The sequence below is a fragment of the Micromonospora peucetia genome, from assembly GCF_900091625.1.
GTDB lineage: Bacteria > Actinomycetota > Actinomycetes > Mycobacteriales > Micromonosporaceae > Micromonospora > Micromonospora peucetia.
This window is the reverse complement of record NZ_FMIC01000002.1, coordinates 3,529,831-3,549,277: the sequence shown is the minus strand read 5'-3', so window position 1 is coordinate 3,549,277 and position 19,447 is coordinate 3,529,831. Positions and strand designations below refer to the sequence as shown.

Here is a 19,447-nt window from a genome sequence, read left to right as displayed (position 1 = left end):
CGGCCGCGCGAACCGGGGCTCAGCCGCCGGAGTCGGCCAGCTCGGCGCCCTCGGGAACGGTGTCGTCGTCGCGGCTGGCCAGCCAGCCCTCGGGCAGGAAGACCTTGCCGGGTGAGTTGGTACGACCGCGCGGCTGGCCCAGCGTGGCGATCGGGAAGGGCTCGGTCGGGTCCAGCTTGCCGAGCAGGTCGTCGAGCTGGGCCAGACTCTCGATCATCGCCAGTTCCCGGCGCAACTCGCTGCCGACCGGGAAGCCCTTGAGATACCAGGCGACGTGCTTGCGGAAGTCGGTGCAGCCGTCCCGCTCGCCCCGGGCAGGAGTACGGGAGCCGGCGGTGAACTGGTCGACCAACAGTTCGGCGTGCCGGCGCATGGTCCGGGCCACCTCGCCGAGGTTCGGCAGGCGGCGATCCGGACGGCCCTCGAAGGCGGCCTCCAGGTCGGCGAAGAGCCACGGCCGGCCCAGGCAGCCACGGCCGACGACCACCCCGTCGACGCCGGTGTGCGCCACCATCCGCAGCGCGTCGTCGCCCTCCCAGATGTCACCGTTGCCGAGCACCGGCACATCGAGGGCCTGCTTGAGGGTGGCGATGGCGTCCCAGTCCGCGGTGCCGGAGTAGCGCTGCGCGGCCGTACGCCCGTGCAGGGCCACCGCCGCCACGCCGGCATCCTGGGCGGCGAGGCCCGCCTCGACGTACGTCAGGTGGTCGTCGTCGATGCCCTTGCGCATCTTGACCGTGACCGGCACCCCGGCGGGCGACGCGGCTTCCACCGCGGCCCTGACCAGCCGCGCGAAGAGCCGGCGCCGCCACGGCAGCGCCGAGCCGCCGCCCTTACGGGTGACCTTGGGCACCGGGCAGCCGAAGTTGAGGTCGATGTGGTCGGCGAGGTCCTTCTCGACCACGATCCGCACGGCGGCGGCGGTGATCTCGGGATCGGTGCCGTAGAGCTGGAGGCTGCGGGGCCGCTCGTCGTCGCCGAACGCGATCATGCGCAGCGTCTTCGGGTTCCGCTCGACCAGCGCGATGGTGGTGATCATCTCGCAGACGTAGATGCCGCCGCCCTGTTCCCGGCAGAGCTGCCGGAAGCCGACATTGGTGATGCCGGCCATCGGCGCGAGCACCACCGGCGGCCACACCTCGTGCCGCCCGATGGTCAACGGGCGCAGTGCGGTCGCGGTCGAAGCGGTCACCGGACAAGTGTACGGGGCCCCGACTGCCGTGTTTCCACGCCGGCCGGGCCCCGCAGCAGCTCAGCAGCCGGGAAGGCGCTCGATCAGGTAGCGCTCGACCTGGTCCAGCGCGATGCGCTCCTGGGCCATGGTGTCCCGGTTCCGCACGGTCACCGCGTTGTCGTCCAGGGTGTCGAAGTCGACGGTGACGCAGAACGGGGTGCCGATCTCGTCCTGACGGCGGTAGCGGCGGCCGATCGCCTGCGAGTCGTCGAACTCCACCACCCAGCGCTTGCGCAGGTCGGCGGCGAGGCCCTTCGCCTTCGGCGAGAGCGCCTCGTTGCGCGACAGCGGCAGCACCGCCACCTTGACCGGGGCCAGCCGCGGGTCGAAGCGCATCACCGTGCGCTTGTCCACGCCGCCCTTGGTGTTCGGCGCCTCGTCCTCGTCGTACGCCTCGAGCAGGAAGGCCAGCACCGCGCGGGTGAGGCCGGCGGCCGGCTCGATGACGTACGGCATCCAGCGCTCGCCCTTGGCCTGGTCGAAGTACGACAGGTCGACGCCGGAGTGCTTGCTGTGCGTGGTGAGGTCGAAGTCGGTGCGGTTGGCGACGCCCTCCAGCTCCGCGAACTCGGTGCCGCCGAACTGGAAGCGGTACTCGATGTCGACGGTGCGCTTCGAGTAGTGGGAGAGCTTCTCCTTCGGGTGCTCGTAGAAGCGCAGGTTCTCCTCGGACAGGCCCAGGTCGATGTACCAGTTCCAGCGCTCGGAGAGCCAGTAGTCGTGCCACTGCTCGTCCGAGCCCGGCTCGACGAAGAACTCCATCTCCATCTGCTCGAACTCGCGGGTGCGGAAGATGAAGTTGCCCGGGGTGATCTCGTTGCGGAACGACTTGCCGGTCTGCGCGATGCCGAACGGCGGCTTCTTGCGGGCGACCGTCTCCACGTTCTTGTAGTTGACGAAGATGCCCTGGGCGGTCTCGGGCCGCAGGTAGTGCATGCCCTCCTCGCTCTCGACGGGGCCGAGGAAGGTCTTCATCAGGCCGTTGAACATCTTCGGCTCGGTGAAGGTGCCCTTGTTGCCGCAGTTGGGGCAGTTCAGCTCGGTCAGCGAGGCCGGCGGCTTGCCGTGCTTGGCCTCGTACGCCTCTTCCAGGTGGTCGGCCCGGAACCGCTTGTGGCACGACTGGCACTCGGTCAGCGGGTCGACGAAGGCGTCCAGGTGGCCGGAGGCGGCCCAGACGTCGCGGGCCAGGATCACGGCGGAGTCGAGGCCGACCACGTCGTCGCGCTGCTGGACCATCGTCTTCCACCACTGCCGGCGGACGTTCTCCTTCAGCTCCACGCCGAGCGGACCGTAGTCCCACGCCGACCGGGTACCTCCGTAGATCTCGCTGGAGGGGAAGACGAAGCCTCGGCGCTTGGCGAGGCTGACGACGGCGTCGATACGGTCGGCTGGCATGTTTCCTCCTACGCCGACTGGCGGTCGGCGGGGACGTGGTGAGGATGGAAAGGAACAGTTCGGGACAACGGTACGACCCGTACCGCCCCGGGCCCAGCAGAATACCGGGGGCGGGTCAGCTCACCCCGCACACCTCCATGCCGCCGGTCTGCTGGTCCTGCCCGAGGGTGACCTCCTGCCGGTCCTGCCGGCCGCCCGAGTAGGTCACGTCCACCGGCACGGTGAGGGAGACGGTGTCCACGTCGCCCACCCGGAAGGTGGCGATCTGCGGCTCGGCGGCCACCCGGCGCTCGAACTCCCGGCGTGACTCGCGCCGCTGCGCGTCGTCGCAGAGCTGGTCGTACGCCGCGCCGTACTTCCGCTCGACGAGCGCCCGGTAGTAGTCGGTGGAGACGGTGCGCCCCTGCTCGCGGATGGCCTGCACCCCGGTCACGACCAGGCCCACCACGGCTGCGCCGCCGCCGCCGCAGCAGAGCAGCACGGCGAGCGCGCCGGCGCCCAGCCCGAGCCAGAGCCGGGTGTTTCGGCCCTCGGTGGGTGGCGCCGCGAACGGCGGGGAGACTCCCGGTCCGGCCGGCGGGGTGGGCACGCCCGGGTCCGCCGGCGGACCGGGCACGGCGGGCGGCTGTGCCCCCTGCGGGCCGGGTGGCGGAGGGTACGGCGGGGTCGCCGGTCCGGGAGCGGTCATGAGTGCAATGTAGTGCCCACGGGCTCAGCGGTAAGGACCTGCGGCCCGATCGCTGGCGGCGACGACCACGTCCCCGCCCGGGGCGGCGTTGGCGAGTGCCTCGTACGCCGACGGTTCGTCGACCGACTCGGCGAGCAGCGGCACCGCAGTGATCTTGACGTCGAAGCCGCCCAGGGCCCGCCGGTAGGTGCCGACCGACTCCCATTCGGTGACCAGGCACCAGTGGCGGGGGTCGTCCAGCGCCCGGACCAGTTGGCCGCGCAGGTAACCGGGGCGGGCCGCGAGCGCGGTGAGGGCGGCGTGCGCCCGCTCGGTGAACTCGTCGGTGACATCGACGTCCACCACGAACCGGTTTGTCACCAGCACGGGGTTCCTCCTCGTAGAGTCTGTGGAATGCAGCGTACGCAGAGCCCCCTGCCGGCCCGGCTGGCCCGGGCGAACCCGACGACGGTGTTCCTGGTCACCCTGGTGCTGGTGCTGGTCGCGTTCTTCACTCCCGGCGTGGTCGGTGGCCTGTTCACCCTGCTGCTCGCCGCGGCCGTCGCCGCGCTGCTGGTCACCACCTGGTCGGTCCAGACGACGCCGACCCGGATCATCCGGCTGGTCGCGCTCACCCTGCTGGTCACCGCGGGGCTGGCAAAGCTGCTCTGACATGCAAGCATGCGTTTTTGACAATCATTATCGTTGTCGCGGACAGTTCATGGCATGAACATCCGCTCCGCCCCGCGCACCCTGGCCGCCGCCACCACCGCCCTGCTCGCCCTGGGCGGTGTCGCGGCCTGCGCCGACGACGGCGCGGCCGGCGCCGACCCGCAGCGGGTCGACGTGGTGGCCGCCTTCTACCCGTTGCAGTTCCTCACCGAGCGCATCGGCGGCGACGCGGTGAAGGTGACCAACCTGGTCAAGCCCGGGGCGGAGCCGCACGACCTGGAGCTGAACCCGCGCCAGGTCGGCCAGGTCGTCGAGGCGGAGCTGGTCATCCTTCTCAAGGGCTTCCAGCCGGCGCTGGACGAGGCCGTCGAGCAGAACGCCAAGGACCGCGTGTTCGACGTGTCGACCGTGCAGCCGCTGATGGACGCCGCCGCGGGCGGCCACGACCACGAGGGCGAGGAGCACGCCCACCCCGAGGAGCCGAGCAAGGCTGCGGAGGGCGGTGCCAAGGACCCGCACCTCTGGCTGGACCCGACCCGCCTGGCCACGGTCGGCGACAAGCTCGCCGAACGGCTCGGCCAGGCCGATCCAGACCACGCCGCCGACTACACCGCCCGGGCCGGGTCGCTGCGCGCCGAGCTGGAGAAGCTGGACGCCGAGTTCACCGCCGGGCTGAAGACCTGCCAGCGGCGGGAGATCGTGGTCAGCCACACCGCCTTCGGCTACCTGACCGAGCGCTACCAGCTGGAGCAGGTCGGCATCACCGGGCTCAGCCCGGAGAACGAGCCCGCCCCGCAGCGCCTGGCCGAGGTGATCGAGGAGGCCCGGAAGCACAAGGCCACCACGATCTTCTTCGAGACGCTGGTCAGCCCGAAGGTGGCCGAGACCATCGCCGCCACGGTCGGCGCGAAGACCGCGGTACTGGATCCCCTGGAAGGGCTGTCGACCGACGGCGGCAACTACCTTTCGGTGATGCGTACCAACCTCGAGACCCTGCGGACGGCGTTGAGCTGCTCATGACGACCCCGGTCATCACCGTCACCAACGGGGTGGTCGGCTACGACGGCCGCCCCGTGCTGCGCGACGTCTCGCTGACCGTGACCGCCGGCGAGGTGGTCGCGGTGCTCGGCGCCAACGGCTCCGGCAAGTCCACCCTGATTCGCGCCGCACTCGGTCTGGTGCCGCTCAGCTCCGGGTCGGTCACCCTCTTCGACCGCCCACTGCGCCGCTTCCGGCAGTGGCACCGCATCGGGTACGTCCCGCAGCGCCTCGGCGCCGGCAGCGGCGTACCGGCCACCGTCCGCGAGGTGGTGGCCTCCGGCCGGCTCGCCCGGCGGGGCGTGCTGCGTCCCGCCGGCGCGGCGGACCGGGCGGCGGTGACCGCCGCGCTGGAGGCGGTCGGGCTCGCCGACCGGGCCCGCGACCCGGTCGGCACCCTCTCCGGTGGGCAGCAGCAGCGCACCCTGATCGCCCGGGCGCTGGCCGGCGAGCCGGAACTACTCGTCCTCGACGAGCCGACCGCCGGGGTCGACGTGGCCAGCCAGGAGGCGTTCGCCAAGGCGCTGCACGACTTCGTGGCCGGCGGCGGCACGGTGCTGCTGGTCGCCCACGAACTCGGGCCGCTGCGTCCGCTGATCAGCCGCGCGGTCGTCGTACACCAGGGTGGGATCTGCCACGACGGTGCGGTGCCCGAGCCCGCCGGCCACCACGCGGAGCCCGACCACGACCACGTGCACCCGCACGGTCCCGACGAGCCCGCCGGGCTGTGGAGCAGCTGAGATGGAACTCTTCCAGTACCCCTACATGCAGCGGGCCCTGATCGGGGCGCTGGTCATCGGCCTGGCCGCCCCGGCGCTCGGCATCTATCTGGTGCAGCGGCGGCTCGCCCTGATCGGCGACGGGGTGGGGCACGTGGCGCTCACCGGCGTCGGCGCGGGCCTGCTGCTCAACCGCTCTCCGGTGCTCGTCGCGGTGGTCGTGGCGACCCTCGGCGCGATCACCATCGAGCTGGTCCGCGCCCGCGGGCGCACCTCCGGCGACCTGGCCCTGGCTCTGCTCTTCTATGGCGGCATCGCGGGCGGCGTGACGCTGGTCGGGCTCTCCGACAGCACCAGCGCCAACCTGAACGCCTACCTGTTCGGGTCGCTGACCACGATCTCCCCGCAGGACCTGACCACCATCGCGGTGCTCGGCGCGGCGATCGGGGTGACCATGCTGGCGCTGCGCCCGGCCCTGTTCGCGGTCTGCCACGACGAGGAGTACGCCCGGGTCTCCGGCCTGCCGGTGCGCACGCTCAACATGCTGCTCGCCGTGTCCACCGCGGTCACCGTGACCATCGCGATGCGGGCCGTCGGGGTGCTGCTGATCAGCGCGCTGATGGTGGTGCCGGTGGCCACCGCGCAGCAGGTGACCCGGGGGTTCCGGAGCACGATGGCGGCGGCGATGGCACTCGGGCTCTTCGCCGCCGGCTCCGGCGTCTGGGTGGCGGCGAACGCCGACACCGCCCCCGGCGCCTCGGTGGTGCTGATGGCGATCGCCTCGTTCGGGGTGGTCGCGGTCCTCGGCGCGGCGTGGCGGGTGCTGCGCCGACGGCGCACCCCGGCCGACACTCCCACGCCCGAGCCGCACGAGGTCGTGCTCCACTGATCCTGGTCAGCGGCGTGTCGGTGGGATTGGTTATCGTTACGGGGTGACCGACGGATCAGGCTACGAGGCCTTCGAGGGTGCGAGCGAGCTGCTGCGTGCCCTCTCGGCGCCGATTCGGCTGGCCATCGTCAGCGAGCTCGCCGAGGGCGAGCGCTGCGTGCACGAGCTGGTCGACAAGCTCGGCGCCGCGCAGCCGCTGGTCTCCCAGCACCTGCGGGTGCTGCGGGGCGCCGGCGTGGTGCGCGGCTCCCGGCGGGGTCGCGAGATCGCGTACGCGCTGGTCGACGAGCACGTCGCACACATCGTGGCCGACGCGGTGAGCCACGCCGGGGAGGGATCATGACCATGACGGGTGCCACGGTCCGCAACACCCGGCAGCGCTCAGCCGTGAGCGCGTTGCTCGCCGAGTTGGCGGGCTTCCACAGCGCGCAGGACCTGCACGCCATGCTTCGCGAACGCGGCGAGCGGGTCGGGCTGACCACCGTCTACCGCACGCTCCAGGGGCTCGCCGACTCGGGCGAGATCGACGTGATGCGCCCGCCGGGCGGCGAGCACCTCTACCGCCGGTGCAGCGAGGGCCACCACCATCACCTGGTCTGCCGGGCCTGCGGCCGCACCGTGGAGGTGGCCGGGCCGACGGTGGAGACCTGGGCCGAGCGGGTGGCGGCGAAGCACGGCTACGCCGACGTCAGCCACACCCTGGAGATCTTCGGCACCTGCCCGGCCTGCGCCGCCTGAGCCCGCCCGGCGGCGGGCCGTCGCTCCGCCGCTGATCCACCCCGCGTCGTGCGACGGCGCCGACGGTGGTCCGCCCGGCCTCGGTTCCGCCTGCCGGTCCGCCCCGCGTTCGGCGGTAGCGCCGGCCGTTCGGGCCGCATGCCGGAGACGGCCGCGCGTGGCACGCTGTCCGACGTGAAGATCTACGCCGATCGTTTCCCGACCGCCGTCCGACAGTTGATCACCGACCTGCTCGTCGTCGCCTGGGTGTACGGCGCGATCCGCGGCGCGCTGTGGCTACACGACCTGGTCCAGAAGCTCGCCGTACCCGGACAGAAGATGGAGGGGGCCGGCGGCGGGCTGGCCGACAACCTGGCCGAGGCGGGTGGCAAGGTCGGCCGGGTGCCGCTGGTCGGCGACGAGCTGACCGCGCCGTTCGAGCGGGCCGCCGGGGCCGCCCGCTCGCTGGCCGAGGCGGGACGCGACCAGCAGGAGCTGGTCGACCAGCTCGCCCTCGCGCTGGCCGTCGCCGTGCTCGTCTTCCCGCTCGGCCTGGTGCTCCTCGGCTGGTTGCCGCTGCGGGTGCGCTGGATGCGCCGGGCCGGCTCGGCCGCGAAGCTGGCCGCCGCCCCCGCCGGCCGGGACCTGCTCGCCCTGCGCGCGCTGGCCACCCAGCCGCTGGGACGGCTGACCCGGATCGCGCCCGACGTGGCCGAGGCGTGGCGGCGCGGCGACGACGCCACCGTCGACGCGCTGGCCGCGCTGGAGCTGCGCCAACTCGGCCTGCGGGGCGGTCGCTGAGACACGGGTGTCCGTCACCCACCGGCCACCGGAACGGGCGTGGCCGCGGGAGTTGTCGTCCCGACTGCTCAACGACCGGGCGGCCACCCGGCGGCCGGTGCCGGACCGATCACGGACCGGCCCGGCACCGGGGCGTCACCGCACGGGCGGGATGCGGCGGCGGACGTCGTCGGCGGTGGACGGGCCGGGCGACCAGCGGGCCACCCAGGGCAGGTCGTCGGCGGGGGTGACCACACCGTCCTCCAGGGCGGCGTAGCGTCCGGCCAGGATCCGCTTCGCGGCGGCCGTGTCGACGGAGTCGGTGTTGTCCCACAGGGCGGTGAAGAGCGCGTCGACCCGGACCCGGGCCTGCCGGCAGAACAGGTCGGCCAGTTCCACGTTCTCGGGCCGGTCCTCCCGCTCGGCGTGGGCCCGGACGCAGACCGCGGACATCGCGAACAACTCCGCGCCGATGTCCACCACCCGGCCGAGGAACGCCTGCTTGCGCTCCATCTTCCCCTGCCACCGGGACATCGCGTAGAACGTGGACCGGGCCAGCTTGCGCGAGGCACGCTCCACCTGCCGCAGGTGACCGGCGAGCGGGCCGAACTCGGCGTACGCCGACGGGCGCTGTCCCCGGCCGACGGCCAGGGTGGGCAACCACCTCGCGTAGAAGGCGCCGGCCCGCGCCCCGGCCTTCGCCTTGCGGCCGAGCCCGGCGTCCGGGTCGATGATGTCGCCGGCGACCGACAGGTGCGCGTCGACCGCCTCCCGGGCGATGAGCAGATGCATGATCTCGGTGGAGCCCTCGAAGATGCGGTTGATCCGCAGGTCACGCAGCAGCTGCTCGACGGCGGCCGGTCGCTCGCCCCGCGCGGCGAGCGAGTCGGCCGTCTCGTAGCCGCGACCGCCCCGGATCTGGACCAGCTCGTCGGCGATCTTCCAGGCCATCTCGCTGGCGTAGAGCTTGACCAGCGCCGCCTCGATACGGATGTCGTTGCGGTCGTCGTCGGCGAGCAGGCAGCAGAGATCCAGCATGGTCTCCATGCCGTACGTCGTCGCGGCGATGAAGGAGAGCTTCTGGGCCACCGCCTCGTGCTCGCCCACCGGCCGCCCCCACTGCACCCGGTCGACGGCCCACTCCCGGGCCACGTTCAACGCCCACTTGCCGGCGCCGACGCACATGGCCGGCAGCGACAGCCGCCCGGTGTTCAGGGTGGTCAGCGCGATCTTCAGGCCCTTGCCCTCGCCGCCGATGACGTTCTCCTTCGGTACGAAGACGTCGTGGAAGCGGGTCAGACTGTTCTCCAGGCCACGCAGGCCGATGAATTCGTTGCGCCGTTCCACCGTGATGCCCTCGGTGTCTCCCTCGACGACGAAGGCGGTGATCCCGCCGCGACGCCCCTCAGCTGCGGGCACCCGGGCCATCACCACGAGCAGGGTGGCGACGGTGCCGTTGGTGGCCCAGAGCTTCACGCCGTCGAGCCGGTAGCCGGTGCCGTCGGGCGTGGGCTCGGCGATGGTGGCCAGCCGGGCCGGGTCGGAGCCGACGTCCGGCTCGGTGAGCAGGAACGCGGACACCTCACCGGCGGCGAGCCGGGGCAGGAAACGCTGCTTCTGCTCGGCGGTGCCGAACATCTTCAACGGCTGCGGCACCCCGATGGACTGGTGTGCCGAGAGCAGCGCGCCGATCGCCGGGCTGACCGAGCCGGCCAGCATGAGCGCCCGACAGTAGTGCAGGTTGCTCAGTCCGAGCCCGCCGTACGTCCGGTCGATCTTCATGCCGAACGCGCCGAGCCGGGCCAGGCCCTGGAACACCTCGTCCGGGATGGACGCGTCCCGCTCGATGGCCGCACCGTCCACCTCGGCGGTGAGGAACTCGCGGAACCGGCCGAGGAACTCGTCGGCGCGGGCGACGTCCGCCGGGTCGGAGCGAGGCCAGGGGTCGATCAGGTCGAGCCGGAACCGGCCGAGGAAGAGTTCCTTGCCGAAGCTGGGACGGTCCCAGGAGGACTCCCGGGCCGCCTCGGCGACCTGGCGGGCCTCCTTCTCGGACACCTGCCCCGCCTCCGTCGGCAGCGGCCCGGCCGCGCCGGCCGTGCGCGGGCCTTCAGCGGCGGTCGCCGTGGGTTGCCCGGCGGCGCTCGTCGCCGGCTGGTCGGTGGCGGTCGCCGCGGTCTGGTCGGCAGCGGTCGGCACTGGCTGGTCGTCGCCTGAGCCGTCGGGTGTGGGTCGGCTGTTATGTGTCGTGGTCACGGCGGCCCCCTCGAACCTCGGTCCGGATGCGTCAACGTGCTCGACAAACAGCACGCTACCCCCGGGTGTTACCCAGGGGTAGCGTTCGGTAAATATCGAACTTGATCGACAGTTGTCAGTCGCCGAGGGACCGCGGCTCCTCGTCTTCGTCGTCGTCGACGTCGTCCTCACCCCAGTTGCGCCGGGAGAACGGCAGGAACACCCAGAAGGTGAGAAACCAGAGCGCGGTGAGGCCGCTGAGCACCATGGCGATGCCACGGTCCAGCACGAAGTCGGTGATCAGCAACACCGCGCTGACCATGGCGATCAGCATGAAGGCCAGACCGCCACTGGCCATCCGGTGGGCGAACCGGACCAGCTCCGGCTTGCGGCCCTGCCGGAACAGCGCGCGGTGGAACGCCACCGGAGAAATGATCATCGCGGTGGCGGCGGCCGCCGCCAGCAACGCGACGATGTAGACGTCCTTCTGGAACGCGCTGGTACGGGTGAAGCCGTTGCTGAACGGCAGGGTGAGCAGGAAGGCGAAGAGGATCTGCACGCCGGTCTGGGCGACCCGCAACTCCTGGAGCAGGTCGGCGAAGTTTCGCTGCCAACGCTGCTTCTCGGTTTCCTTGGACACGCGCTACCTCCGGTCAGACGGTACTGCCGGCGGGGGGCGGCCGGCGGCAGCATCGCTGATGCCCCAACGGCCGACGCGCGAAACCGACTCACGTCACTGCCTGGCACCCGGTTCCGCGCGGATGCGCCGAGGGCTGCGGTTGCCGCCGTCAACGCGCCCGACCGTCAGGAGCCGCGCCGGATGCGGCCCGCTCCGGACCGTCAGGAGTCACCCGGATCCGGCCAGCTCCCGACCGTCAGGAGCCACGCCGGATGCGGCCCGCGTACCGGGCCTCCAGGGCGTTGTTGTGCTCGTCGCCCCCGGCGATGTTGGCCGACAGGTAGACCGGGGGCCGCTCCCCCGCAGCCAGCAGTCGGGCCACCACCTCGACCGTGATCTGCTGCGCCAGCAGCGCCGCGGTGATCGACGAGACCGCGCCGACCGCGCCGCCGCCGGGCAACGGCAGCGTCGCGTCGCCGTACGGGGCGCCGTTGTCGAGCACCACGTCGGCGAAGTCGGCGAGCTTACGGCCCGACGGGTGACGCGAGGTCATCTGCCCGGAGTGCCGCGTCGAGGTGATCGCGACCAGCCCGTGCCCCTTCTCCTTGACCAGCGACGCGAACTCCACCATCGCGCCGTTCACGCCCGAGTTGGAGGCGAGCACGAATACGTCCCGGGGGCTGACCGGGGCCAACTCGTAGAGGCGGTGCGCCACCGACGGATCGCGTTCCAACAGTGGCCCGAGCGTGTCCGCCGGGGCACCGCCGAGAAGCACCAGATCCCGCAGGGCGATCCGGTTGGTCGGGACCAGCCCGCCGGCCCGCCCGGCGATCTCCATGGCCAGCGCCTCGGAGTGGCCGGTGCCGAACGCGTGGACCACGCCGTCGGCGCGTACCGCCTCGGCGATCAGGTCGGCGGCCAGCCCCACCGCCGCACGCTGGCTCTCGGCCACCTGGTTCATCGTGGCGGTCACCACGGCCAGGAAGTCCTCGGCGCTCACCGTCATGTCTGCTCCGTCCATGTCGTACCTCCGTCGGGAATGGGGCCCGGCATCTGCCGGCGGCGTCGCGGGGAGGGTCAGGCCGGGTCGTGCACCCGGGCCAGGATCGCCTCGGCCAGCGGTCCGGGCGCCTCGTCGGGGATCCAGTGGCTCACCCGGGGCAGTTCGACGAACCGGTAGTCGGCGCTCACGTGGTCGGCGCACGCCTCGGCGGCGGTGCGGCCGATCGCGATGTCCCGGCCGCTCCACACGAACGTGGTCGGCACCGTCACCGGCCCGGTGGCCGCGAGGTCCCGGCGGGACATGGCGCGGTACCAGTTCAGCGCGGCGGTCAACGCGCCCGGCTCACGCATCGGGTCCGCGTACGCGGCCACCCGCGCGTCGCCACCGACCCCGTGCAGCATCCGGCGCAGCCCGGTCGCGCCCAGTACCAGCAGCGCCTTCTCCGCCTTGCCCGGCTTGCGGAACAGCGTCATGTACGCCGAGCGCGCCTTCTGCCCCGGGTCCTCGGCCAGCGCCCACGCCATCGCGGCGGGATGCGGCACGGAGACCGCCGTCAGCGTGCGGACCCGCTCGGGGTGGCCGGCCGCGACGGCCCAGGCCACCACCGCGCCCCAGTCGTGCCCCACCAGGTGCGCCGCGTCGACGCCCAACGCGTCGAGTACGCCCACCGCGTCGGCGACCAGCTCCGGCAGCCGGTACGCCTCGACCGCCTCGGGCCGCGCGCCCGGCGAGTAGCCCCGCTGGTCCGGCGCGTACGTACGCAGGCCGGCGGCGTGCAGCGCGGGCACCACGTCGTCGAACTCCCCGCCGTGCTGGGGGAAGCCGTGCAGCAGCAGGACGGGTGCGCCGCCCTCCGGTCCGCCGACGCGGACGTCGAACGTCAACCCCCGGGTCTCGATCCGCATGATCGTGAGCCTACCCACGGTCGGCGTGGGTCACTCGTACCATCCGGGGCGGGATCGACGGCGTCGATCGATCGCGCCGGTGAGCTGCGGAAAGATCACATTGCCTGTTGATCTTCAAAGGTGTTAGCGTCGGCGCGACAACTTCATATCCGACAGGGGAGCGCACAGCGCTGAGAGTGCGGGCACCGCCCGCAGACCCTCGAACCTGATCTGGGTAATGCCAGCGCAGGGAGTTCGGTCGACCTCCAGCCGCGTCGACGTCCGGCACATCCGGACGCGGCGTGCGTCTTCTCCTGGTTCGCGTTCAGAACTGGGAGCAATCATGCGAGACAACAACACCACCCGGTGGCGCACCGTCGACATCGTCGTCGCCGCGGTGATCGCGGTGGCCTTCGGCGTCATCTTCTGGGCCTGGGGCCTGCTGTGGCGGGCCGTCGACCCGGCGTTCGCGTTCTTCCCCGCCGGCCAGGCCATCATGTACGGCGTGTGGCTGGTCCCGGCCGTCCTCGGCGGCCTGGTGATCCGCAAGCCCGGCGCGGCGCTCTTCTGCGAGGCGGTGGCGGCGACAGTCTCCGCGCTGCTCGGCGCGGAGTGGGGCGGCGTCACCATCGTCCAGGGCCTGATCCAGGGCCTCGGCGCCGAGTTGGCCTTCGCCGCGTTCCGGTACCGCTCGTTCCGGCTGCCCACCGCGCTGATCGCCGGCGCGCTGACCGGCCTCGGCGCGGCACTGTTCGACTTCTTCGTCTGGAACAGCGAGTACGCCCTGGCCAGCTACCGCATCCCCTACGCCCTGCTCACCATCGTCAGCGCCGCCGCAGTAGCCGGCGCCGGCGCCTGGGCCCTGACCCGCGCCCTGGCCACCACCGGCGCCCTGGACCGCTTCCCCGCGGGCCGCGACCGCACCCCAATCTGACCCGCACGCCGCGGGAAGCCGGTTGATCATGAGGTTGACGGCGATGTGGATCTCCGGGAGTGCCGCCAACCTCATGATCAACGCCAGGGGTGGGTCGGGGACGGGGTAGGGGGTGGGTGTTGTGGGGGCGGTAGTGCTGCGGGGGTTCGGGTGGCGGCATGGTGGGCGGCGGGCGTGGGCCGTGCGCGGGGTGGATCTGCGTGTGGAGGCCGGCGAGCGGGTGCTGCTGCTGGGACCGTCGGGGGCCGGCAAGAGCACCCTGCTCGCCGCGCTGGCCGGGTTGCTGCCCGAGGACTCGGGCGAGCAGGAGGGCACCGTAGAGGTCGACGGGCTCGACCCCCGCGAGAGCCGGGATCGGGTGGGCATCGTCTTCCAGGACCCGGAGAGCCAACTCGTGATGGCCCGCAGCGGCGACGACGTGGCGTTCGGGCTGGAGAACCGCGGCATCCCCGCCCGGGAGATCTGGCCCCGCGTCGACGAGGCGCTGACCCGGGTCGGCTTCCCGTACCCCCGGGACCGCCCCACCGCCGCCCTGTCCGGCGGCGAGCAGCAGCGGTTGGCGCTGGCCGGGGTGCTGGCCCTGCGCCCCGGCCTGCTGCTGCTCGACGAGCCGACCGCCAACCTCGACCCGACCGGCGCGGCGCTGATCCGGGCGGCGGTGGCCGGCGCGCTGGACGCCGACACCACGCTGATCCTGGTCGAACACCGGGTCGCCGAGGCGCTGCCCCTGGTCGACCGGGTGGTCGTGCTCGAACCCGGCGGCGGCGTCCGCGCGGACGGCACTCCCGAGGCCGTCTTCGGCACGCACGGCGACACACTCGCCGCCGAGGGCGTCTGGGTGCCCGGCCGTCCGGTACCGCCCCGCCAGGCCACCACCCCGGCCGGCGACGTGCTGGTCACCGCCGACCGGCTCGGCCTGCCGCCCCGGCTGGCCGCCGTCGACCTGGCGGTACGCGCCGGCGAGGCGCTCGCCGTCCTCGGACCGAACGGGGCCGGCAAGTCGACCCTCGCACTGCTGCTCGGCGGCCTACTCAAGCCCGGAGCGGGCCGGGTCGCGGCGACGACGGCGCTGGCCGGCACCGACACGGGCACTCCCCCGCACCGCTGGCGCGCGCCGGCACTGGCCCGCCGGATCGGCTCGGTCTTCCAGGACCCGGAGCACCAGTTCGTCGCGAACACCGTCTACGACGAGCTGGCGCTCGGCCCGCGCCGCACCGGCCAGCCCGAGCCGGCGATCCGGTCCACCGTCGACGGGCTGCTGTCCCGGCTGCGGTTGACGAAACTCGCGGCGGCCAACCCGTACACCCTCTCCGGCGGGGAGGCGCGGCGGCTGAGCGTGGCGACCGCCCTGGCCACCGCGCCCCGCCTGCTCGTCTGCGACGAGCCGACCTTCGGCCAGGACAGGCGCACCTGGCTGGAGCTGGTGGACCTCTTCGCCGAGCTGCGCGACGCCGGGCACGGCCTGGTCGCGGTCACCCACGACCCGGAGTTCGTCGCCGCCCTGGCAGACCGCCGTCTCATCCTGGAGCGCCCGTGACCAGCCCACACCCGGCTGTCGCACCAGTCACCCGTCGCGCTCCGGAGCGGGCATGATCAGCTTCGAGCCGGTCGCCGCGCCGGGGGCGCCGCTGGCCCGGCGCAACCCGGTGGCCAAGCTCGTCGCGGCGCTGGTGTTCTCGTTCATCCTGATCGCCACCCTGGACCCGGTGGCCCCGGCCATCGCGATCGCCGTGGAGCTGGCCGTGCTGCCGTTGTTCGGGGTCCGGCTGCGGGTGTTGGCGCGGCGGACGTGGCCGCTGCTCGTCGGTGCGGTCGGCGTGGTGGTGACGCTGGTGCTGTTCGCGGCCGAGCGCTCCGGCCGGGTGCTGGTCGAGGCCGGCCCGGTGGTGGTCACCTCCGGGGTGCTGCTCACCGCGCTCGGCCTGGTGCTGCGCATGTTCGCGGTGGCGCTGCCCGGCGTGATCGTTTTCGCCACCACCGACCCCACCGACCTGGCGGACGCGCTGATCCAGAACGCGAAGGCGCCGGCCCGGTTCGCCATCGGGGCACTGGCCGCGTTCCGGCTGGTGCCACTGCTGGGGCAGGAATGGCAAATGATCTCCATGGCGCGTCGCGCCCGAGGGGTCGAGTCCGGTCGCAACCCGCTGGCGAAGTTGCGGCTGTTCGCCTCGACGGCCTTCGCACTACTGGTCGGAGCGATCCGCCGAGGCACCCGGTTGGCCGTGGCGATGGACGCCCGGGGCTTCGACGCCGGGACCCCGCGCACCGTCGCCCGGCAACAGCGTTTCGTCGCCGCCGACGGCCTGTTGATCGTCTGCTCGGCGGCGCTCGCCGGGGCCGCGCTCACCGTCAGCGTGCTGCTCGGCACCTTCCGCCCGCTGATCGGCTGAGACGCTCGTTGATCGGCTGACACGCCTTGATCGACCGACACTCCCCCCGATCGGCACACGCCCTTGATCGGCTGAGACACCCCCGATCGCTGACCGCTTCTCGCTTGACTGGTGCCGGCCGATGATCGGCTGACGGGCCGGGTGGAGTCGTCGGTCACGACGGCTCCACCCGGCTGGCACGGTCAGCTGCGCCGGAAGGCGTACCGGCGGGCCTGACCGGCCTTCTGGTCACGCAGGGCACCGGAGCGGCCGCCGCCGGAAACCGGCGGCCCGGCCTTCGGCGCCGCCGGCCGGTCGACCGGCAGCGTCGGCACGATCGGCGCGACCGCCACCTCGCCGAGGTTGACCGGCGTCAGGTCCGCGACCGACGGCTTGGGCAGGGCGGTACGGGACTTCTTCGGGTTGCGCTTGGCGGGCATCCGGTGCCTCCTTGGTCTGCGGGCCCAACGCCCCGGCGCGACGTCCGGTGACGGGGCCCGCCTCGTCGATGACCGTCGCGCGACGGTCGGGCGGGAGCGGGACTGCTGCCCGGGATCGACCACGACGAACACCGCCGCTCGGCGGCAGGTACGGAATGCGGACGCCCGGGAGCACGCGGACCCACGGCCGCAGGGGCGGCGGGTCGGCTCGGAGGTGGGGCGTCAGATACGCATGCCCACACGCTATCCGGCCGGACCGTTCACGCGCAGCCGAATTACCGCCCCGATCGAGAATCGCGCCCGCCACGACGCCGCCCGTTGGCACCGCGCAACCCCGCCACGATCCGCACCAGCCCCCGCGATCTTGCAGTTTCGGCCCCCGCTATGCCCCCTATAGGCGATTTGCAGGGGCCAAAACTGCAAGATCGCCGAGCTGAGCGGGGCGAGGGCGGGGCGGGGCGGGGCGGGGTGGGGTGGGACAGGACAGGGCGGGGCGGGGTTGTGGTGTAGCGGCGAGCCGCGCGGCACCCGGGTGACGATCATCGTGTCCTGGCGCGGCACCCGGCGGCGTGGGGACGGTCGGGTCACCGAGATCGGCGGCGTCCAACGCCATGATCATCTTGTGCCGAAGATCCCGCATCCCCACCGCCGAGGTTCGACGCGGCCGGGGCACCCGCCCCGCTCCCGATCCCAGGCATCGCCATCACCACTCACCCCCGAAACCCCGACCCCCGAGCCGGCAGTCGATCACGCACTCCTGGTGGGCGGTACGCCCCGGGAGGGGCCTTCGCGCGGCACCACAACCGCATGATCGACGGACGGTCCGGGGGTCGGGAACGCAGATGCGAGGTCGGCGGGTCAGAAGAAGCGACGGCGCTTGGCCTTCTGGGGGCGGAGCATGTCGGCGCCCTTGGTGAGCAGTCGGCTCACCCCGGTCGGACCGCGGCGGGCCTCCAGCGTGTGGCTGAGCCGGCGCGCGCCGGCCGCCGCCAACGGCACGGCGACGGCCATCGCCGCCCACTGGGCAATACGCTTCTGGATCATGTGGGTTCACCTCCGTCAGTGGCTGTTGACCGAGGTGGTACCCCGTACGGCCGCGCGGTAAGCCTCAGGTCGGCGGAGCGACCGGGTTGGGCAGCGCGCCGCCGAAGCGACGGTCCCGCTGCGCGTACAGCTCGCAGGCGTACCAGAGGTGGCGGCGGTCGAAGTCGGGCCAGAGCGTGTCGAGGAAGATCAGCTCGGCGTACGCGGTCTGCCAGAGCAGGAAGTTCGAGATCCGCTCCTCGCCGGAGGGACGCAGGAACAGATCCACCTCGGGGATCTCCGGGTGGTAGAGGTACTTCGCGACGGTCTTCTCGGTGACCTTCTCCGGGTCCAGCCGGCCCGCCGCGACGTCGCGGGCGATGGCGGCGGCGGCGTCGGCGATCTCGGCCTGGCCGCCGTAGTTGACGCAGAACTGGAGGGTCAGCGTCGAGTTGCCCCGGGACATCTCCTCCGCCGTCTGCAACTCGGAGATGACGCTCTTCCAGAGCCGGCCGGTCCGGCCGGACCAGACCACCCGCACCCCCAGGTCGACCAGCTGGTCCCGGCGGCGGCGGATGACGTCCCGGTTGAAGCCCATCAGGAACCGGACCTCGTCCGGCGAGCGCCGCCAGTTCTCGGTGGAGAAGGCGTACGCCGACAGGTAGGGGATGCCCAGCTCGATGGCGCCCTCGATGGTGTCGAAGAGGGAGAACTCCCCCGCCTCGTGGCCCTTGGTGCGGGGCAGCCCGCGTTCCTTGGCCCACCGGCCGTTGCCGTCCATCACCACGGCGACGTGCTTCGGCACCGCGTCGGCGGGCAGTGCCGGCGGCCGGGCACCCGACGGGTGTGGTGTCGGCGGCACCAGCTCGCGACGCCCGGCCCTCATCGATCGGATCACTCGGTCCTCCCCCTGCTCACGCCGTCCGCACCGGTTCCGCCGGCACGCGGCGGCGGAGCCGGGCCGGCCGCCGGGGCACCCCGGTCGACCAGCGGCAGCGAGCGTAGCGCGCGCTCCAGGTGCCACTGCAGGTGCGCCGCGACCAGGCCGCTGCACTCTCGGCGTACGCCGGTCTCGGTGGCGTCGGCGACCCGCCAGTCGCCGGTGGCCAGCGCGGACATCAGGTCGATGGTGGCCGGGGCGGGATGGGCCGCGCCCGGCGGCCGGCAGTCCGGGCAGACCGCACCCCCGGCCGGTACGGAGAACGCCCGGTGCCGCCCCGGCGTGCCGCAGACGGCGCAGGCGATCAGGGCCGGCGCCCAGCCGGCCAGCGTCATGCCGCGCAGCAGGTACGCGTCGAGCACCAGGGTGGTGGCGTGGCTGCCCTCGGCGAGCGCCCGCAGCGCGCCCAGGGTGAGCTGGAACAGCCGCAGCGACGGCTCCCGCTCGACGGGGGTGAGCCGCTCGGCGGTCTCGGCGATCGCACTGGCGGCCGTGTAACGGGAGTAGTCGCCGAGGAACCGCCTGCCGTAGAGGTCGATCCCCTCGACCTGGCTGACGGTGTGCAGCGAGCTGCCCAGATTGCCCTTCGGGTCGCCGGCGAGTTGGAGGTCGACGTGACCGAACGGCTCCAGCCGGGCGCCGAACTTGCTGGTGGTGCGGCGGATGCCCCGGGCCACCGCCCGCAGCCGGCCGTGCCGGCGGGTGAGCAGGGTGATGATCCGGTCGGACTCGCCGAGCTTCTGCGCACGCAGGACCACCGCGTCGTCGCGGTAGAGCTGTCGGCGGTACCCGGCCATCGGACCATTCTCTCTCGGGGTGTGGAATCAGGGTCAGCTCGGGGTGTCCCGCGTGCGGAACCCCGATGTGCGGGACGGGCCATGCCTCG

22 protein-coding genes and 1 riboswitch are annotated in these 19,447 nt (G+C 72.8%); of the genes, 10 read left to right on the top strand and 12 right to left on the bottom strand.

Going from position 1 to position 19,447, the window contains the following annotated elements:
* Positions 1–19: 19 nt before the first annotated feature.
* From dusB to GA0070608_RS16655, 4 genes are all read right to left on the bottom strand, one after another.
* Entirely contained in the window at positions 20–1,192 is a 1,173-nt protein-coding gene (dusB, locus tag GA0070608_RS16670) for a tRNA dihydrouridine synthase DusB (protein WP_091629022.1), read from the bottom strand.
* 60 nt (positions 1,193–1,252) lie between these two features.
* The gene (locus tag GA0070608_RS16665; RefSeq protein WP_091629020.1) at positions 1,253–2,632 is read right to left on the bottom strand and encodes a glycine--tRNA ligase; all 1,380 of its coding nucleotides are present in this window, start codon (positions 2,630–2,632) and stop codon (positions 1,253–1,255) included.
* A 115-nt stretch (positions 2,633–2,747) separates the two neighbouring features.
* The gene (locus GA0070608_RS16660; protein WP_091629018.1) at positions 2,748–3,221 is read right to left on the bottom strand and encodes a hypothetical protein; all 474 of its coding nucleotides are present in this window, start codon (positions 3,219–3,221) and stop codon (positions 2,748–2,750) included.
* Between the two features lie 123 nt (positions 3,222–3,344).
* On the bottom strand, positions 3,345–3,686 hold the full coding sequence (locus tag GA0070608_RS16655) for an antibiotic biosynthesis monooxygenase family protein (RefSeq protein ID WP_091629016.1): 342 nt from the start codon (positions 3,684–3,686) through the stop codon (positions 3,345–3,347).
* Positions 3,687–3,713: 27 nt separating this feature from the next.
* On the opposite strand from GA0070608_RS16655, the gene GA0070608_RS16650 reads away from it, so the two are divergent.
* The 7 genes from GA0070608_RS16650 (at position 3,714) to GA0070608_RS16620 (ending at position 8,135) form a co-directional block, all read left to right on the top strand.
* Positions 3,714–3,971, top strand: a complete 258-nt coding sequence (locus tag GA0070608_RS16650; RefSeq protein WP_091629014.1) for a hypothetical protein — start codon at positions 3,714–3,716, stop codon at positions 3,969–3,971.
* Positions 3,972–4,025: 54 nt separating this feature from the next.
* Positions 4,026–4,991 (top strand): metal ABC transporter substrate-binding protein, encoded by a 966-nt coding sequence (locus GA0070608_RS16645; protein WP_091629012.1) that lies wholly within the window; start codon positions 4,026–4,028, stop codon positions 4,989–4,991.
* On the top strand, positions 4,988–5,749 hold the full coding sequence (locus GA0070608_RS16640) for a metal ABC transporter ATP-binding protein (protein ID WP_091629009.1): 762 nt from the start codon (positions 4,988–4,990) through the stop codon (positions 5,747–5,749). The genes GA0070608_RS16645 and GA0070608_RS16640 overlap by 4 nt, the downstream gene beginning before the upstream one ends.
* Position 5,750: 1 nt before the next feature.
* Positions 5,751–6,617 (top strand): metal ABC transporter permease, encoded by an 867-nt coding sequence (locus GA0070608_RS16635; protein ID WP_091629006.1) that lies wholly within the window; start codon positions 5,751–5,753, stop codon positions 6,615–6,617.
* Positions 6,618–6,660: 43 nt separating this feature from the next.
* Entirely contained in the window at positions 6,661–6,960 is a 300-nt protein-coding gene (locus tag GA0070608_RS16630) for an ArsR/SmtB family transcription factor (protein ID WP_091629004.1), read from the top strand.
* A complete protein-coding gene (locus tag GA0070608_RS16625; protein ID WP_091629002.1) occupies positions 6,957–7,355 on the top strand; it encodes a Fur family transcriptional regulator in 399 nt (132 codons plus the stop codon). Before GA0070608_RS16630 ends, GA0070608_RS16625 begins: the two co-directional genes overlap by 4 nt.
* Positions 7,356–7,529: 174 nt before the next feature.
* Entirely contained in the window at positions 7,530–8,135 is a 606-nt protein-coding gene (locus GA0070608_RS16620; RefSeq protein WP_091635289.1) for a hypothetical protein, read from the top strand.
* Positions 8,136–8,270: 135 nt separating this feature from the next.
* Here GA0070608_RS16620 and GA0070608_RS16615 read toward each other — a convergent pair whose 3' ends face one another.
* From GA0070608_RS16615 to GA0070608_RS16600, 4 genes are all read right to left on the bottom strand, one after another.
* Entirely contained in the window at positions 8,271–10,313 is a 2,043-nt protein-coding gene (locus tag GA0070608_RS16615) for an acyl-CoA dehydrogenase family protein (RefSeq protein WP_425413251.1), read from the bottom strand.
* A 172-nt stretch (positions 10,314–10,485) separates the two neighbouring features.
* Complete coding sequence (locus GA0070608_RS16610) at positions 10,486–10,989, bottom strand: DUF6328 family protein (RefSeq protein ID WP_091629000.1); 504 nt, start codon at positions 10,987–10,989, stop codon at positions 10,486–10,488.
* Positions 10,990–11,224: 235 nt separating this feature from the next.
* A complete protein-coding gene (locus GA0070608_RS16605) occupies positions 11,225–11,974 on the bottom strand; it encodes a sugar isomerase domain-containing protein (protein WP_091628998.1) in 750 nt (249 codons plus the stop codon).
* A 71-nt stretch (positions 11,975–12,045) separates the two neighbouring features.
* Positions 12,046–12,876, bottom strand: coding sequence for an alpha/beta fold hydrolase (locus GA0070608_RS16600; RefSeq protein ID WP_091628996.1), 831 nt, complete (start codon positions 12,874–12,876; stop codon positions 12,046–12,048).
* 144 nt (positions 12,877–13,020) lie between these two features.
* Positions 13,021–13,126: riboswitch (TPP riboswitch) on the top strand.
* 72 nt (positions 13,127–13,198) lie between these two features.
* Between GA0070608_RS16600 and GA0070608_RS16595 the strand changes: the two genes are divergently transcribed.
* From GA0070608_RS16595 to GA0070608_RS16585, 3 genes are all read left to right on the top strand, one after another.
* Positions 13,199–13,789 carry an ECF transporter S component gene (locus tag GA0070608_RS16595; RefSeq protein WP_091628992.1) on the top strand — a complete coding sequence of 197 codons (591 nt, stop codon included), beginning with the start codon at positions 13,199–13,201 and terminating at the stop codon, positions 13,787–13,789.
* 121 nt (positions 13,790–13,910) lie between these two features.
* Complete coding sequence (locus GA0070608_RS16590; protein WP_091628989.1) at positions 13,911–15,326, top strand: ABC transporter ATP-binding protein; 1,416 nt, start codon at positions 13,911–13,913, stop codon at positions 15,324–15,326.
* A 52-nt stretch (positions 15,327–15,378) separates the two neighbouring features.
* Positions 15,379–16,179 carry an energy-coupling factor transporter transmembrane component T family protein gene (locus GA0070608_RS16585; protein WP_091628987.1) on the top strand — a complete coding sequence of 267 codons (801 nt, stop codon included), beginning with the start codon at positions 15,379–15,381 and terminating at the stop codon, positions 16,177–16,179.
* 182 nt (positions 16,180–16,361) lie between these two features.
* On the opposite strand, the gene GA0070608_RS16580 is transcribed toward GA0070608_RS16585, so the two are convergent.
* From GA0070608_RS16580 to recO, 4 genes are all read right to left on the bottom strand, one after another.
* On the bottom strand, positions 16,362–16,598 hold the full coding sequence (locus GA0070608_RS16580) for a hypothetical protein (protein WP_091628985.1): 237 nt from the start codon (positions 16,596–16,598) through the stop codon (positions 16,362–16,364).
* A gap of 858 nt (positions 16,599–17,456) precedes the next feature.
* Positions 17,457–17,642: a hypothetical protein gene (locus GA0070608_RS16575; RefSeq protein ID WP_091628983.1), complete on the bottom strand. Its 186-nt coding sequence runs from the start codon at positions 17,640–17,642 to the stop codon at positions 17,457–17,459.
* Positions 17,643–17,706: 64 nt separating this feature from the next.
* On the bottom strand, positions 17,707–18,507 hold the full coding sequence (locus GA0070608_RS16570) for an isoprenyl transferase (protein WP_091635283.1): 801 nt from the start codon (positions 18,505–18,507) through the stop codon (positions 17,707–17,709).
* A gap of 8 nt (positions 18,508–18,515) precedes the next feature.
* Positions 18,516–19,358, bottom strand: a complete 843-nt coding sequence (recO, locus tag GA0070608_RS16565) for a DNA repair protein RecO (protein WP_091628980.1) — start codon at positions 19,356–19,358, stop codon at positions 18,516–18,518.
* Positions 19,359–19,447 lie beyond the last annotated feature (89 nt).